Annotated in this window: 4 protein-coding genes; 3 read left to right on the top strand and 1 reads right to left on the bottom strand. The window is 45.4% G+C overall.

Annotated features, from left to right (window positions below; translation table 11 throughout):
* Positions 1–3: 3 nt before the first annotated feature.
* Positions 4–2550, bottom strand: coding sequence for a hypothetical protein (locus tag HDC92_RS11645; RefSeq protein WP_183874648.1), 2547 nt, complete (start codon positions 2548–2550; stop codon positions 4–6).
* A 301-nt stretch (positions 2551–2851) separates the two neighbouring features.
* Here HDC92_RS11645 and HDC92_RS11640 point away from each other — a divergent pair, with 301 nt between their 5' ends.
* Genes HDC92_RS11640 through HDC92_RS11630 form a run of 3 tightly spaced genes read left to right on the top strand, consistent with a single transcriptional unit; the run spans position 2852 to position 16565 of the window.
* Positions 2852–13480 (top strand): putative Ig domain-containing protein, encoded by a 10629-nt coding sequence (locus HDC92_RS11640; protein WP_183874647.1) that lies wholly within the window; start codon positions 2852–2854, stop codon positions 13478–13480.
* Positions 13481–13526: 46 nt separating this feature from the next.
* On the top strand, positions 13527–14522 hold the full coding sequence (locus tag HDC92_RS11635) for a PorP/SprF family type IX secretion system membrane protein (RefSeq protein WP_183874645.1): 996 nt from the start codon (positions 13527–13529) through the stop codon (positions 14520–14522).
* A 48-nt stretch (positions 14523–14570) separates the two neighbouring features.
* Entirely contained in the window at positions 14571–16565 is a 1995-nt protein-coding gene (locus HDC92_RS11630) for an OmpA family protein (protein ID WP_255484514.1), read from the top strand.
* Positions 16566–16599 lie beyond the last annotated feature (34 nt).

Genomic DNA, 16599 nt, shown 5'->3' with positions numbered 1-16599 from the left:
TGTTTAACGGTGTTTAAAATCCGTCAGTTCCTTTGGCAGAGAAAAGATACTCCCCGGAATATTCTTCTCTTCCATAAAGCAAAGCCGTTCGTATTTATACTCATTCACCTTTGCTGTCATATTCAGATCTGAATAGATGCCAATAATTAGGTTATACATGAGTATGCGGTTTAAGTTTAAATTGTTTCTTTTAAAAAGCTGTATGCATTCATCACAATACTGACAGGCCTGCAGGTATTCGCCTTTGTTTCTGAGCTGATAGGCCTGGGTCATTTTTAAAATGGATTCAGCATACTGTGTAATCTTAAAACGTGACTTATTTCCATGAAGGCCAATAAGAATACGTTCCAGCTGATCTGTTTTCTTACCCGGATTGATCCTCGAGGAGGATAGGGCCAAAAGGTTCATCATAAGTATGGTGAAAGCTGATCTTTTTGAAAATAAATCCGGATGTAATTTAGCAATAGTCTCTATGATTTTAATGGTGCCCTCATCCGATCCATAAAATAAATTGAGTACAATAACCAACAGGTAAGTGATGCCCTGCTGGGTGTTAAGGGGCATTCCTGCTTTAAGGAAAGGATACTTTAAATTTTCTATATCTGCAATCAGCTGATTTTTCTCAATGTCTTTATTGCTGAGTTTCGAATAGACCAGTAAAGTAACTTCATAGGGGTCTATGGCCCAGTTCAGGGCTTCATAACTGGCCAGTTCATCCAGCCTTGCATTTATTTTTTCTTCATCCAGGCTTAGCATGTCGAGAATAGCGAGAATAGACTGATAGGTAAGCGCATGGCTGTTTGAATCTGAAACTTCAAGCAAAACACTTAGTGCTTCTTTATAACAGGAATCTACAAAATCAAAATTACCCAGTTCCTGGATAATGATGTCATGCAGTTTGTGTTCTTTCAAGAGCAGGGCTGTATCAGAACTATACCTGGACCTGTATTTCAGGTTTTCAGCAATAAAAAGAATCAGGTAGTTGTGTTCAAAATGATTTAGCGGTAAATCAAACAGGTTAGCAAGTGATTTCAGGTCGCCTATCCTGACAATAAAGCGTATGGTCCATTGAAACAGTTGAAACCTGACATTGTCACTTTCGTATTCATTTTGTATGTATTGGAAAAAATCCCGGTCTACCTGTAAATGAAACTTTTCAAGCAGTTCAATAAATAAGAAGTATTCAAAAATATGAGGATGGACGAACCTGACAAATTCTCTTGGATGATAGTCTTCATATCTTTTTTCCTCCATTAATATGCCATCAGCCAGCAATTCCATATAGGCATTTTTAAATGCGGAGAGTTCGGCAATCAGATTGTCTTTTGGAACCGAGTCGCCTTTTTTTCCATAACTGGTTAACTGGATGATCTTTTTCAGGAACAGTATCTTTTCCGTATAATAATTTGAACGGTAGATGTTTTCCTGTATAAATCTTGAAATCAGCTCGTGAAAGGTAATGTTTGTTGAAAAATTGAACTCGGGGTCTTCTTCCCTCAGTTGATAGTATAACTGAATGTGAAATGGAAATTTCAGCTGGGCCTTGAGGTTCGGATTGATTGCGTTTACATCCAGGTTGTCTATGCCGGAAATGATCAGGTCAACCTCTTTTTCCGTAAGCTGAGGAACATTGGAAACTTCAGCAATGTTAAAATAATTCCCGGGAAACCATTTGGTCTTTAAATAAGCAGAATGCCTGATCATTTCATAGAACCGGATCCAGGTGGTAGAACGCATACCCATGACCAGTTTTATGGATTCCGTATGCTCTATGGCACATATAAAATTAATGATGCTGTTGAATAGCTGTATCTTGAGATCTTTTTTAAGGATCAGCTCTGAAAACCCATCCAGAAATATGATCAGCTTTCCTCCTGAATGGCGATAATTATGATCAATATAGTTGATAAGGCTTTCTTTTTTTGAGATACTAAGCAGAGTTTTGAGCTGATCCTCAAAATTTAGGGTTAACTGCTCAGCATTAAAAAAGCTGTATGCCTGAATAAACAATAGTATTGATTCCTTATACTGAGGACATTCTTCATTAAAGAATTTTTCTGCCAGATGACTGAGCAGGATTGTTTTTCCATAACCTGGCTGAGAAATGAAGGCCGTGAAACTACTGCTGCTTTTGAAAAAATCGTCAAAGTCATGCTCGGCAAATTTTCTGCTGATGGTCATCTGATACGGCATGCCAGAACGGTTTTTGATTCCTTTTAAAGTGAAATCTGTAACCTTGGCTGCTTTATTTTTAATGGCCGACCAGTTGAGTGGGGTGTTGTCTGCATTAATGTTTATTGATGCAGGCCAGTTCTCCAGGCTTTCACCACTTACATATTCCGATAATGTGGTAAGGGTAAATTTAGAAAAATTGTGTTTGACCACAGCAAACCCAAATAACCTTTTGATGGTTGTTTCGCTAACGTTCTTATTTAAAGTCTTGCTGATTTCAATGGATATCCTTTTACAGTCAGCCGGAGTAATTGTTCTAATTCCTGTCTTAATTAGAATTAAACCCTTGAGTTCATTTAAGATAGATATTTCATCCATACACCTATAAGTGAGCGTTAAATATTTCAACTAAACGAATATAATGCTTTAATAAGAATAATGAACACCGACAATATGGATAAAAAATGAATAGAAAAGATAACATAGGCCCAAAAACCTATCCTACAAGGTATTATTGGGCTATAACACACTGCCGCAAGTTGTCTAGTATTATAAAAATGAACAAAATGAACAGGTGACAGGCTTTAAAACGGTCTAAATGAACAATTCGAACGGTGAATGAGATGCAATCTATGAGTAAAATTGTAGCAATAAATCTAATAACCTCAATCACTCTCCTATGAAAAGGACATCTACCCTGTTAGAATTGTTTAAAAAGTCACTTCTTTTTCTTCTTAGTTTCATCAGTATAACGCTTTTAAATTCAGAATCTTATGGACAGGCTAAAAGTTATGCAACAGTAACACCATCAAGTGGACTTGTTGGCTATTACAGCATTATTTTAGTGGGCGACGTAGTGAATACCGATCCCGGAGCGGACGCAGGTGCAGTACTCAATCCATTAGGTGCTGCAAACGGCGGGGCTGGCTTTGCAACTTTAACCGCCAAATACAACAATATCCTCGGAATAGCGAAGGGAGAGGGGGAGGCCTGGATACAGTTAAAGTATGGAGCGCCCGTTGCGGCGGGGAAAACCACTTATATCCGGTTTGATCAGCCCACAACCGGGGGCGGACTTAGTCTGGACCTGCTCGGAATTGTAGGAGACCTTACCGGTTTGCTAAAAAAGAACCTCGTTCAGCTGGATGTGTATTCAGGCGCACAGGCAGCAGCCGGTAATAATGAAAATAACGGAACGCTTGTAAATGCGGCCAATGTAAGCAGTGCTGTAGTAAAGGACGCTGCGGGCAATACTTATTTTGCCGTTACACCAACAGTAGGTTACAATTCTATACGTGTAAGGCTAAGGTTTAGCGGTAATTTGCTGGGGCTTGCGCTGGGTGCTTCTATAAATATGAAAGTTTACAGTGCTTTTAATGTGGCTACAGAGAATTGTGCCCCATCTATATATGCTACTATCGGCGAATCAACCGGTGTAAACGTCACTTTAACGGAACTGGTAAAAACACCTCAGCTGGCTATAGATAACAATATGACTACAGCTGCTCAGCTACAGGCCGGAGTGGTAGGGCTTGGTTCAACAGTTTCACAAACGATCTATTTAAATGGTCTTTCTACTGCAGACGATTATGCCAAAGTGGTTATTTCTGTGCCTGCAAGCGTGTTGAATGTAAATCTTTTTAATACGGTGACGGTACAGGGCTATAATGGAAATACTCCTGTAGGAACAGCACAGCCCGTCAGCAGTCTGCTCAGTGTAGACCTGCTCGGACTGCTGGCAAAAACAGCAGTCACACCCGTCTATTTTAAACCAGGTGCGCCTTTTGACCGTGTAAAAGTAAGTATCGACAATACCCTGGCCGTGGGAGGGAATATTTTGTCTGGCGGCTTAAACATACATGAAGTACAGCGAACGGTTGCAAAACCGTCTTTTGCAGGTTTAACCGCGGGTGCTTTAGCGATATGCGGCAACCAGGTTTCACTTTCCGTAAACAATCCGGATGGAGGGTTTACCTATAACTGGTATAAAAAAACAGGTACCGGCACCAGAACATTACTGGCCAGCGGAACAGGGCCTGCCTATTCCGAATCGAATATAGCCCAGGGCAGCTATACTTATTATCTTTCAGCCCAAAAAGCAGGCTGCGCCGGCGAATCGGATGTAGATAGTGCAATTGTGAACGTTACGGCAACACCAACGGTGCCTATAGTTTCGGCACCGGCAATTTGTTCGGGCAGTCCGGCTGTTTTAACCGTAACAAATGCAGCTGCAGGACATACATACAGGTGGTATACGGCCGCAACGGGGGGAACGGCCATTACTACCGGTACTACTTTTACTTCTGCAGCACCTTTAACTGCCGGTACTTCCTATTTTGTTGAAGCTGTAAATGGTACCTGTGTAAGTGCAGCAAGGGTAGAGGTGCCGGTAACGGTTAACCCGATCCCGGGCGATGCGGAGGTTTCAACAAACAGCATCACCATTAATGCCGGGCAAACGGTAACACTGGCAGCGGTAGCACCAACGGGAAGTGTGGTAACCTGGTATACTGTTCCAACTGGTGGAACAGCTGTCGCATCAGGGCCAACCTATACTGTAGGGCCAATCAACATCACGACAACTTTTTATGCGGGCACACAAAGTACAAGCGGCTGCCCAAGTGCCAACCGGGTTCCGGTTACCGTTACGGTAACGAATCCAACAACTGGTTTAACCTGTAAGTCTGCAAATAGCCAGGAGAGCGGAGTTAATGCTTTATTGTGTGTGAGCTGCGGAGTTAACAACCCGATCGGGGCCATAGACAATGATCCGAATACCTTTTCAACCATCAACCTCGCCGTAGGAATTGGGGCCACAGGCTACCAGCGTCTAATTTTTCCTGCAGCAGGCCTGGCAACAGACAGTATCCGTTTAGAGCTGAACCTGCCGGGGGGACTGCTGGATGCAACTGTACTGGGGGGAATTACGGTGAACGTAATGAACGGTAATTCCATTGTCAAAGCCTATACTTTAAGCAGTTCATTAATTCACCTGCAGCTGTTAACTGCCAACCATTTTAAGGCTACACTGGCGGCTACTGCTGCTTATGACAGGGTCGAAATACGTTTTGGAGGAACAATACAGGCATTAAGCAGCATGGAGATCTATGGCGCTGAGGTGATTTATCCAAATCCGACTGTAGCAACAACAGGCCAGGCCATATGTTATGGTACCAATACTACATTAAATGCCACCCCGAACGGAGGTACCACTTTAAAATGGTATTCGGCCCCAACAGGAGGCACCTTGCTGGCCAGTGGAAACAGTTTTACAACCACTACGCCTTTAACGGCAACCACCACTTATTATTTAGAAACAAGTAAAGGCAGCTGTGCCAATGCCGATCGTGTACCTGTAACCGTAACTGTAAATCCTCAGATCGTACTGCCGGCTACAACTTTAAGCAATGCTACACTTTCAGCCACTTATTCAAAACAAATTACACCTGCTACAGGTGGAACACCAGCTTATACTTATACACTTACCGCAGGCAGTAGCCTGCCTGCCGGACTGAGTTTGTCAACCGATGGAACAATCGGGGGAACACCTACGGCTGCGCCTGGTGATTTTAATTTCTCCATCACTGCCACCGACAGTAAGGGCTGCTCGGTAAGTACAGCCTATACTTTAAAATTAACACCAGCAATGGCGCTTCCTGCCATGATATTGCCAAACGGAACAGTAGGTACTACCTATCCTGTTCAGGTCATACCGGCAGCTACCGGGGGCACCACTCCATATACTTATACCGCAACAAACCTGCCTCCGGGACTAACTTTTGATCCGGCAACCCGTGAGATCAAGGGTATCCCAACACAAAAAGGTACTTATACCGTTCACGTTACTGCCACTGATTCAAATGGCAATAACGTTACACAGGATTATACCATTGCAGTCAGAGATCCGCTGGCACTGGCCAATACGCCATTGGCAAATGGAACAGTGGGCAGCCCATATCCAACACAAACCATTCCGGCTGCTACAGGCGGAAGCGGTTCTTATACTTATACGGCAAGCGGCTTACCTCCGGGATTAACATTCGATGCGGCCACACGCCAGATCACCGGTACACCTACCCAGGCCGGTACATTTACGGTTCCTGTGCAGGTGGCTGATACCGAGAGTAATACGGTTACCACAAATTATACCATAGTGGTGGGTAACCCATTGTTGCTTGCTGCAAAAACACTTGCCGATGGTACAGTGGGAACTGTGTATGCAACAGAAACCATTCCTGCTGCTACTGGTGGCGCCGGGGGTTATGTTTATGAAGGAAGCAACCTGCCTCCGGGTTTAACTTTTAACCCTGCAACACGTCAGATTTCGGGTACACCAACACAATCCGGCTCCTATAACGTTGGCGTTAAAGTAACCGATGCAAATGGTGCAACGGCGAGCCAGGTCTATGTAATTAAAGTAAACGGAGAGCTGAACCTCCCATCGGCTACTTTACCGAACGGGCTTGTGGGTACGGTTTATCCTACCCAGACCTTACCTGCAGTAACGGGTGGAACGGCCCCTTATACCTATACGGCTACAGGCTTGCCGGCAGGATTAACCTTTACACCGGCTACCCGTGAAATTAAGGGAACACCATTGTCGGGCGGTACGTTTACGGTTACCATGACGGCGACCGATAAAAACGGCTTAACCACTTCTACTGATTATACCCTTGTGGTAAATGTAGCCGCCCCGGTTGTGAATGCAGTAACTACCTGCAGCGGAACTTCGGCTACCTTGTCGGTAGCTAACTCCCAACCAGGGGTTACTTATAACTGGTATGCAGCTACAGGCAGTACCTCCATATTTACAGGTACAACTTATACAACCGGTCCTTTAAGTGCAAATACAACTTTTTATGCAGAAGCTGTTTCCGGAACTGCAGTGAGCAGCAGGACCCCGGTTAATGTTACTGTTAACCCAAGTCCGAATACCGCTACAGTAATCACGGCCAACGAAACCATCAGTTCCGGGCAATCGGCTACTTTGCTGGTGAGTGCCGATGCGGGCAATACCATAAAATGGTATACTACCCCAACAGGGGGAGCGTCCTTCTTTAGCGGGGCAAGCTATACCACACCTGCATTAACGGCTACCACTACTTATTATGTAGAGACAGAAAATGCATCAGGCTGCGTAAGCCCTGTAAGGGCCATGGTTACTGTAACTGTAACAAATGGTCCCGCCAATCCTAAGTGCAATGCTGCTGTAAACCAGCAATCGGGGATTGATGGTATATGCTTATTGTGTACCGTTCAGAACCCTGAAAATTCAACCGATGCCGATCCGGATAACTTCACCAAGATTAACCTGGCAGTAGGTGTCGCGTCGACCGGTTACCAGCGCCTGATCTTCGCCGGGCCGGGTACTGCAACAGACAGCATCCGTTTGGATCTGGCCACACCAGTAGGACTGGCAGATCTGAATGTACTGGGCAATATTACAGTTACCGTGATGAATGGCAATACGGTAGTAGGTACCTATCCCTTAAATTCTTCAGTTTTAGACCTTAAATTATTAAACGGGAACCACTTTAAAGCTACTTTAGTAGCAGGCGGGGTTTATGACCGTGTTGAAATCCGCTTTGGTGCCCTGGTTGCTGCCTTGAGTAACCTGAGTATTTATGGCGCAGAGATCATTTATCCCAATCCAACAGTTGCGGCTGCCGGAAAACTGATCTGTGCCGGCAGCGGAACTACACTAACTGCTACGGCAAATGGTGGTACCACTTTAAAATGGTATACTGCTGCAAGTGGCGGTACTTTACTGGCAACCGGCGAAACGCTGACCGTAGCCGGACCTTTAACCACCAACACAACTTATTATATAGAAGTAAGCAAAGCAGGTTGTGCCAACGCACAGCGTGTACCGGTTCCGGTCACCGTAACAACTCCGCCAGATGTTCCGGTACTGGCTGCTACAGCTCCTGTATGTGCAGGTTCGCCTGCAGTACTGGCCATAAACAATCCGGTAGCAGGAACAACTTACAGGTGGTATACCGCATCAACCGGTGGAACAGCTGTTTTTGAAGGCCCGGTATTCACTACCCCGGCCCTGAATGCAAATACAACCTATTTTGTAGAGGCAGCCAATGGCAACTGTACAAGTGCAGGCCGCGCTACGGTGGCTGTTACGGTTAACCCGCTTCCGGTATTGCCACAGGTACAGGCCTCATCAACCACGGTTGGTCCCGGACAAACCGCTATACTGAATGCTTCATCTACAGAAACCAATGTGATATTTAACTGGTACACCAGTGCAAATGCCACAACTCCTGTATACACCGGCCCTACTTATGTAACCCCACCATTGACGGTTACAACTACCTATTACCTTGAAGCGGTATCTACAACCACTGGTTGTGCTGCTTCCAGCCGTGTGCAGGTTACCATTAATGTAGACGGAACTGGCCCTAACCCGGTACCATGTGAGGCTGCCATAACGGAATCGAACGGGGTTGATGGCATTGGCCTGCTGGCAGGAGTGTTTAATGCCGGACTGGCAATTGACAACGATACAAAAACAAGTTCGTCATTGGTATTGCCGGTAGGCCTGCTGGGTGGTTCGGTGTACCAGCGTGTTGGTTTTAACGGTCTTTCAACTGTTGGCGATACGGTGAGGGTTCAGCTGACTGCCCCAGGTAAATTGCTCTCACTGGGCCTTTTATCGGGTATTACCCTAACTACCTACAATGGCAATACCAGCAACAATGATGTTTTGACCTTAAGCAATCCGCTCATTCACCTTGAGCTGCTGGGTGGTAATACAGCTGCGCTGATCTCATTTGTGCCAACCCAAGCCTTTGATAAAGTTGAGGTACGCTTAAATGCAGGCATAGCGGGCGTGTTAACTTCTGTCGACCTGAATTATGCACAGCGTGTGCTGATGGCTCCTCAGGTGGTTTCGGCTGATGTTACGGCCTGTGCTACACAAACAGCTACCTTACAGGTACTGAATCCTGCTGCCGGCATTACCTATAAATGGTTCGATGCTACCGGTGCCTACCTGCCGGGTAAAGATGGGCCTTCATTTGTAACACCTGCCTTAACTGCAAATACCAAATATTATGTGGCTGCCAGCAATGCTTCCGGCTGCTTAAGCTACAAAACTCAGGTAAATGTAAGTGTAACCCCTGTACCTGCAGTGCCGGAACTGGAATCGCCTAATGTGAATACCTGTTCGGGAAGTGATGTCATTCTGCGCGTTAAAAATCCGCTTGCCGGAATAACCTATCAATGGTTTGACAGCGGCAATACTTACCTGGCGGGCAGGGACGGAACTTCGCTTACCATTACTGCCGTTACTGCTACAACTACCTATAGTGTAAAGGCAGTAAACAGCTGTCTTGTGCCCTCGGCCGCTGCAACAGCTACCATTAATGTGGGCTCACTGGATGCCCCGATTGTTACACCACCTGCTGTTACCGTAAAAGTTGGGGTAGCAGCTGTTTTAACAGCAAGCTCAAGCACTGCCGGTGTAATTTTCAGCTGGTACGATGCTCCGGCAGGAGGTAATTTACTCGAAACCGGGGCTACCTATATCGCACCTGCGCAAACAGTTCCCGGAACTGTCACCTATTATGTTGAAGGTGTGGCACCATCTGGTTGTACTACCCTTGCAAGAACTGCGGTTACTGTAACTACAATTCCTAATGACCCGCCATCGGCGGTGCCTTGTGAAGCCGCGGTAGCTGAAACACATGGTGTCAATGGAATAGGTATTCTGGCCGATGTATATAATCCCGGACTGGCCATTGATGATGATGCTTCAACAGCTTCCTCACTGGTCATCCCAGTTGGGGTGCTGGGCGCTGTTTATCAGCGTTTAGGTTTTACAGGTGTATCTAACATTGGCGACACCGTTCGTGTAATGCTTTCTTCGCCGGGTAAAATACTTTCACTTGCAGTTTTACCATCGCTGGATATCACTACCTATAACAATGGTGTAAGTAACAACGATGCCACTACCATCAGCAGCTCACTGATTAAGCTGGAATTGCTGAGTGGCGGTTCCAAAGCGCTGTTAACTTTTGTACCAACCAGCAAATTTGATGCAGTTGAGGTTAAACTAAACTCCGGAATTCTGGGGGCCTTTACTTCTATAGATGTAAACTATGCCCAGCGTGTAATTGCTGCCCCTGTTGTTCAGGCACAAACCGCCAGCGCATGCCAGGGTGCATCTGCAACGCTATCGGTAAGCAACCCGCTGGCAAATGTAACCTATAAATGGTACCAGGGCACAGTGTTCCAGGCAGACGGGCCGACATTTATGACCCCTGCAACATTAACCGCCGGTACCTACGATTTCTTTGTTACCGCTGCCAGAAACGGATGTGAAAGCAGAAGGGTAAAAGTAGTGGTAACGATATTGCCACTGCCTGTTCCTCCTGTTGCTGATCCGGCCAATCCGGCAACAACCTGTATCAATACACCGGTTACCCTGAAAGTAACACCGGTAACCGGGGTGGTATTTAACTGGTACGATCAGGCAACAGCAGGAAATCAGCTGGTAACCAATAACAACAGCTATACCAGCCCTGCAAACCTGGGTGTTGGAACTTACGACTACTATGTGGAAGCAGTGAACGGAAACAGCTGTACCAATACGGCCAGAACAAAGGTTACCCTTATTGTTAAACCTAATGCCCTGCCTACGGATATTCTTGCTGCAGACCAGACCATCTGTTCGGGTACTACAGCAACGTTAACCGCTTCGGCACCTGGTATTTCAGGAGCGGTATTCAAGTGGTATAAAAACCCTGATTTAAGTGATACTCCGTATGAAGGGGCCAGCTTTACCACTGCCGCATTAACTGCAACTACTAAATATTATGTTATTGTAACCGGACCAAATATCTGTTCGAATGATGCATCATCCGCAAAAATAGTAACGGTTACCATAAACCGTAATGCAACGGCTGCGGACATTACAGCAGCAGATAAGACCATTTGTTCAGGAACTACGGCTGTCTTAACGGCATCAAGCACCACAGTTAGCAGTCCGGTATTCAGGTGGTATAAAAAAGCTGATTTAAGTGATGTTCCTTTTGTAGGGGCTAACTTTAGTACCGACGCCTTAACGGCTACAACCAAATACTACGTAACCGTAAGTGGAAGCGATGCCTGTGCCAATGATGCCGCCTCGGCTAAGGTGGTTACCGTAACGGTAAACAGAAATGCTACAGCCGCTGATATCGTTGCGGCCGACAGGACAACCTGCTCTGGTACAGCGGTAACCTTAATGGCCAGCAGTACAACGGTTAACAATCCGGTGTTTAGCTGGTACCGCGATGCTGATTTAACCGATCTGGCTGTAAGGGGATCTTCATTTACCACACCGGCCTTAACGGTAACCACCAAATATTATGTTACAGTAAGTTCGGCAGAGGTTTGTGCAAATGATGCCCTGTCTGCAAAAATCGTAACTGTAACGGTGAACCGCAATGCCACAGCTGCTGATATTGTCCTGGCCGATCAAACCATTTGTGCAGGCAATACCGCTACGCTTAGCGCAAGCAGTACCACGGTAGGCAGTCCGGTATTTAAATGGTACCGTGATGCTTCATTAACCGATCTGGCTTATGAAGGCCCAACCTTTACTACACCAGCATTAACACTGACCACTAAATACTATGTAACCGTAAATGGAACCAATGCCTGCGCCAATGACGTGCTTTCGGCAAAAGTAGTTACGGTTACCGTAACGCGAAATGCAGTGGTAACAGACATCATCGCAGACGATAAAACCATATGTGCCGGAATGCCTGCCCAGCTCAGCGCAAGCAGTCCAGCTATAAGCAATCCGGTCTTTACCTGGTACCGCGATGCTGCCTTAACAGATGTGGCCTTTATTGGTGCAAATGTTACGGCAACGGGCTTAACCAGCACCACCAGATATTATGTGACGGTAAGTGGAACCGGGGTATGTGCCAACTTACCTGGATCGGCAAAAGTGGTTACAGTAACCGTTAATCCTGTACCAAATGTGCCTATTGTGGGTGCTGGCGGTACCGCAATTTGCTCGGGTGACGGAACTACCTTAACCATTCAGAACCCGCAGACAGGTGTAAACTATGAATGGTATACTGCCGCAACCAACGGAACACTGGTCAATACCGGCATTACATTTAACATCACTACCTTAAATGCCACAACAGATTACTATGTACAGGCTACAAGTGCTTTGGGCTGCGGAACTGCAACAGGAAGGGTAAAAGTAACGGTTACCGTTACACCTAAACCTGTACCACCATCAGTAGTTTCGGGTATAGTAAATACCTGTATCGGAAGTACTGCTGTGCTCAGTGTGTCCAATCCTGTAACAGGCGTAACTTATAACTGGTATGCAACAGCTACCAGTACTACCATACTGGGATCGGGAGCAAACTTTACCACACCTCAGCTCAATACGCCAAGCACAACCTTCTATGTTGGCGCCAGTTCTGGTAGTTGTATCAGTACTTCACGTACGCCGGTTGTGGTAAATGCAGGGGCAATTCCAAATCCTCCGCCATCTGTTTCCGGAGCCGAAAATCCATTCTGTCCGGGCAGTACACCGGTACTTCGTGTCAACAATCCGGATCCAACGCTTAAATATGCGTGGTATACCGTTCAGGTAGGCGGAACGGCACTTGCAGAAGGCAATACCTTTAACGTGCCGGCTTTAACAGGTACCACCATTTATTATGTGGGCAGCATTAATCTGGCTACAGGTTGTGCCAGCGCTACACGTACGGCTGTTACAGTAACTGTGCTGGCCAGGCTTGCCGCACCGGTGGTAAGTGTGCAGGAAGCTACAGCAACCAGCATTACGTTTGCCTGGAATGCAGTTCCGGGGGCTACTGCTTATGAAGTGTCGACAGATGCGGGCTTAACCTGGGTATCACCTAGTTCCGGACCTGTGGGTACCACACACCTGATCAGTGGCTTACAGCCAAATCAGAATGTAAACATCAGGGTAAGGGCCAAAGGCCAGCTGGACTGTCAGCTGAGTGATGCCACCAGTCTGAACGGTACAAGCGATAATCCTTTGGGCAACGGAATATTTGTTCCAAATACGTTTACGCCAAATAATGATGGTAAAAACGATGTCTTGTATGTATATGGAAATACAATAGCCAAAATGAGGCTGAGGGTATACAATCAATGGGGACAGTTCCTTTACGAATCATTGAGTATTCAAAATGGATGGGACGGCACCTATAAAGGACAAATGCAGCCTAACGGGGTATATGTGTATTACCTGGAGGCAGAGTTTAACGATGGAAGCAAGGCCACTAAAAAAGGAACGATAACCCTGTTACGATAAAATATACCTGATAAACAAATACAGCCTGATGAAAAATAAATTTGTTATGAAGAAACTAATAAGAATAATAGCAGTAGCAGCATTTTTAAGCATGGGAGCCGTAAAGGGTATTGCACAAATTGACCCTCACTTCTCCCAGTACTATGCGCATCCGCTATGGTTAAACCCGGCCTTAACCGGGGTAACCGATGGAGAATACAGGGTTTCATTAAATGCCAAACAGCAGTGGGGTTCTATATCCAATTCGTTTTTAACAGGAGGCGCATCTTTTGATATGGCCCCTGTTAAGAACCTGGCTTTCGGTGCAATGGTGCTGAACCAGAATGCGGGCGACATCAGTTATAACCATTTAAGCGCTTTGGTTTCCGGAGCCTACCGCATCCATTTTGGCAGGGCAGGTTTAAATATGATCAACTTTGGCTTACAGGCCGGCATTCTGAACAAGAGCTTTGACCCTTCAAAGATCACTTTGGGCAGTCAGTATAATCCCGTAACCGGATATGATCCCAGTTTCGGTATCAGCGAATCTTTTTCCTCTTCCAATACACTCGTGCCTGATGTAAATGCCGGAGTGATGTTTTTTGATGGAAACCCGGATCAGAACGTAAATGCATTTGGCGGGGTAATGGCGGCACATCTGACCAGGCCGGTAGATAAATTTCTGGGAAACAGTGTAAGGATGCCAATCAGATATGCTGCACACGGGGGTGCAAGGATCAAAATTTCGGAAGTTTTTGGCATTACACCAAATGGCCTTTACATGAAACAGGGCAATGCCCGCGAGATTTCGGCAGGGGCTTATGCACAGTTTATGCTAAATCCTGAATCTGACCTCCTTTTTGGTTCAAATTACAGGGTTGATGATTCGGCCATTGCTTTTTTTGGCCTGCACCTGAAGAACATGGTGTTCGGATTGAGCTACGACTTTAATACCTCCAGCCTTAACCGGGCTACCGGAAGCAAGGGGGGACTGGAGCTGTCCGTTTCATTTACCGGCAGAAAAGGAATATTAGGCCCTAACTTCTTTTGTCCGAGATTGTAAAGCATGTTAGTATTAGGGAACCCAAAAAATAAACAAATTAACATTCCAATGAAAACAAAGATACTCCTGATCCTCTGCTTATTTGCTTCCGTAGCACAGGCACAATTTGTAACCAATAATAAAAGAGTGGCAGATGTATATTTCCAGAATAAAGAATATTATGCAGCTGCCGAATATTATAAAAAAGCCTTACAAATCTCTGCCGATAGTGTTGGTTTTATAGTGCCCTACGGTTTTGAAAATAAGATAAAAGAAGAGAGCCCTAAAAAAGACGATTATGAGTACTGTGTTTTTCAGCTCGCGGAAGCATTAAGGTTATATAAAAATTTTATAGATGCCGAAAAATGGTATGCAATGGCTAAGGATTTTACCAATCCTAAATACATTCTTAGTACATTCTGGTATGCGGAAACCCAGCGCTCAAACCAGAAGTTTGAGGATGCGATCGCTTCATTTAATACCTTCCTGGAAAAATATAATGTAAAAGATGGTTATGCAGCCAAAGCCAGAACAGAAATTGCCTCCTGCCAGTTTGCGCTGAATGAACTGCGTTACCCAAGGTTGTTCAGGTTAAGCAGACTTCAGAATAACATTAATGACAAAGGATCTAATTATACGCCAACTATAAAGGGAGGGAATTTTTATTTCACTTCTTCCCGGCCAATAGGGAGCAGCGGAAAGAAAGAGGTGCTGTCGGATAAAAATGTAAAAGTGGCCAAAAAAGAAACCCCCTTTATAAATGCGGTATATGTAGCAACGGGAAACCCGCTCACGGAAAGTATTTCCATCAGAAAAACGGCAGTTGATGGTGCAGCCAAAGAATCGGCTGCCCCGGCATTTCATCCGAATGGGAAGATAGCCTATGTAACCAGCTGGACTGCCCTTGGCAATAAAAAGATCTATCAGTTAAACGCTACACCTGGTGTAGGAAAAGACTGGTCAGAACCCATAGAACTGGGTGGCCAGATCAATGTAAAAGGCTTTAACGCCATGCAGCCTTTTGTAACAAGAGACGGGAAATACCTGGTCTTCTCGTCCGACAGACCGGGAGGTTCAGGTAAGTACGACCTTTGGTATGCCCCTATCCGTACGGATGGCTCGCTTGGCCTTGCTGTAAATATGGGAAAGGTAATCAACACACCCGATGATGAGGAAGCCCCTTATTACAATGTATCTACTAAAAAACTGCTTTACAGCAGTAATGGAAGAGTAGGTATGGGCGGTTTCGATTTCTTTGAAAGTGAAGGCGATTTTGGGAAATGGACCGAACCCAGAAACCTGGGCTATCCTTTTAACTCTTCCAAAGATGACCTTTATTTTACCCCTTTGGACAATGCAGATTCGGAAGGATATATCAGCTCAGACCGCGAATCTGTTTGTTGCCTGGAGATTTTCCATGTGAAAAGGGAGTTCCTGGTGATACAGGGAATACTGCTGGACTGCAATACCCGCAAACCGCTGCAGGATGCAACAGTTACCCTTGCCGATTCTGCACAGCAGTTTAAGTTTACAACTGATGAAAACGGTCAGTATACCTTTAAAATAAATTCTAACCGTGGGTTTAAACTTACCGCCGAGAAGGAAAAATACTTTAGTAAAAACATTTCGTTCAGCTACGACCAGCTGGCCCAGAAAGACACTTTGTTTAGTCCGGAGCTTTGCCTCATCCCTTATGAAATAGATAAGCCCATTGTGCTTAAAGATGTTTTGTATGAATTTAATAAAGCCGACCTGACCGAGGATTCAAAAGGGAAACTGGATTACCTGTATACCATCATGGTGGATAACCCTACGATAGAAATAGAGCTCAGCTCGCATACAGATAGCAAAGGGGGCGAAGCTTATAACATGGACCTTTCGGAAAGAAGGGCAAAGTCCTGTGTCGATTATCTAATCGGAAAAGGCATCCCTAAAAACAGGATGACCAGTAAGGGCTACGGAAAAACCAGGCCCATAGCCCCAAATGAATTTCCCAACGGAAAGGATAACCCTGCCGGAAGGGCGTTGAACAGAAGAACAGAATTTAAGGTTACCAAAAAATAGCAATACTCATTCTCGTTGTAAACCCTGCATAGAT

Source organism: Pedobacter sp. AK017 (assembly GCF_014200825.1).
GTDB classification, from domain to species: Bacteria; Bacteroidota; Bacteroidia; order Sphingobacteriales; family Sphingobacteriaceae; genus Pedobacter; species Pedobacter heparinus.
The sequence above is the reverse complement of the archived record's forward strand: the minus strand, read 5'-3'. Positions and strand labels throughout refer to the sequence as shown.

Excerpts from the sequence above, each read along its gene's own strand:
- HDC92_RS11645 (WP_183874648.1), bottom strand. The coding sequence starts at position 2,550 with ATGGATGAAATATCTATCTTAAATGAACTCAAGGGTTTAATTCTAATT.
- HDC92_RS11630 (WP_255484514.1), top strand. The coding sequence starts at position 14,571 with ATGAAAACAAAGATACTCCTGATCCTCTGCTTATTTGCTTCCGTAGCA.
- HDC92_RS11635 (WP_183874645.1), top strand. The coding sequence starts at position 13,527 with ATGAAGAAACTAATAAGAATAATAGCAGTAGCAGCATTTTTAAGCATG.
- HDC92_RS11640 (WP_183874647.1), top strand. The coding sequence starts at position 2,852 with ATGAAAAGGACATCTACCCTGTTAGAATTGTTTAAAAAGTCACTTCTT.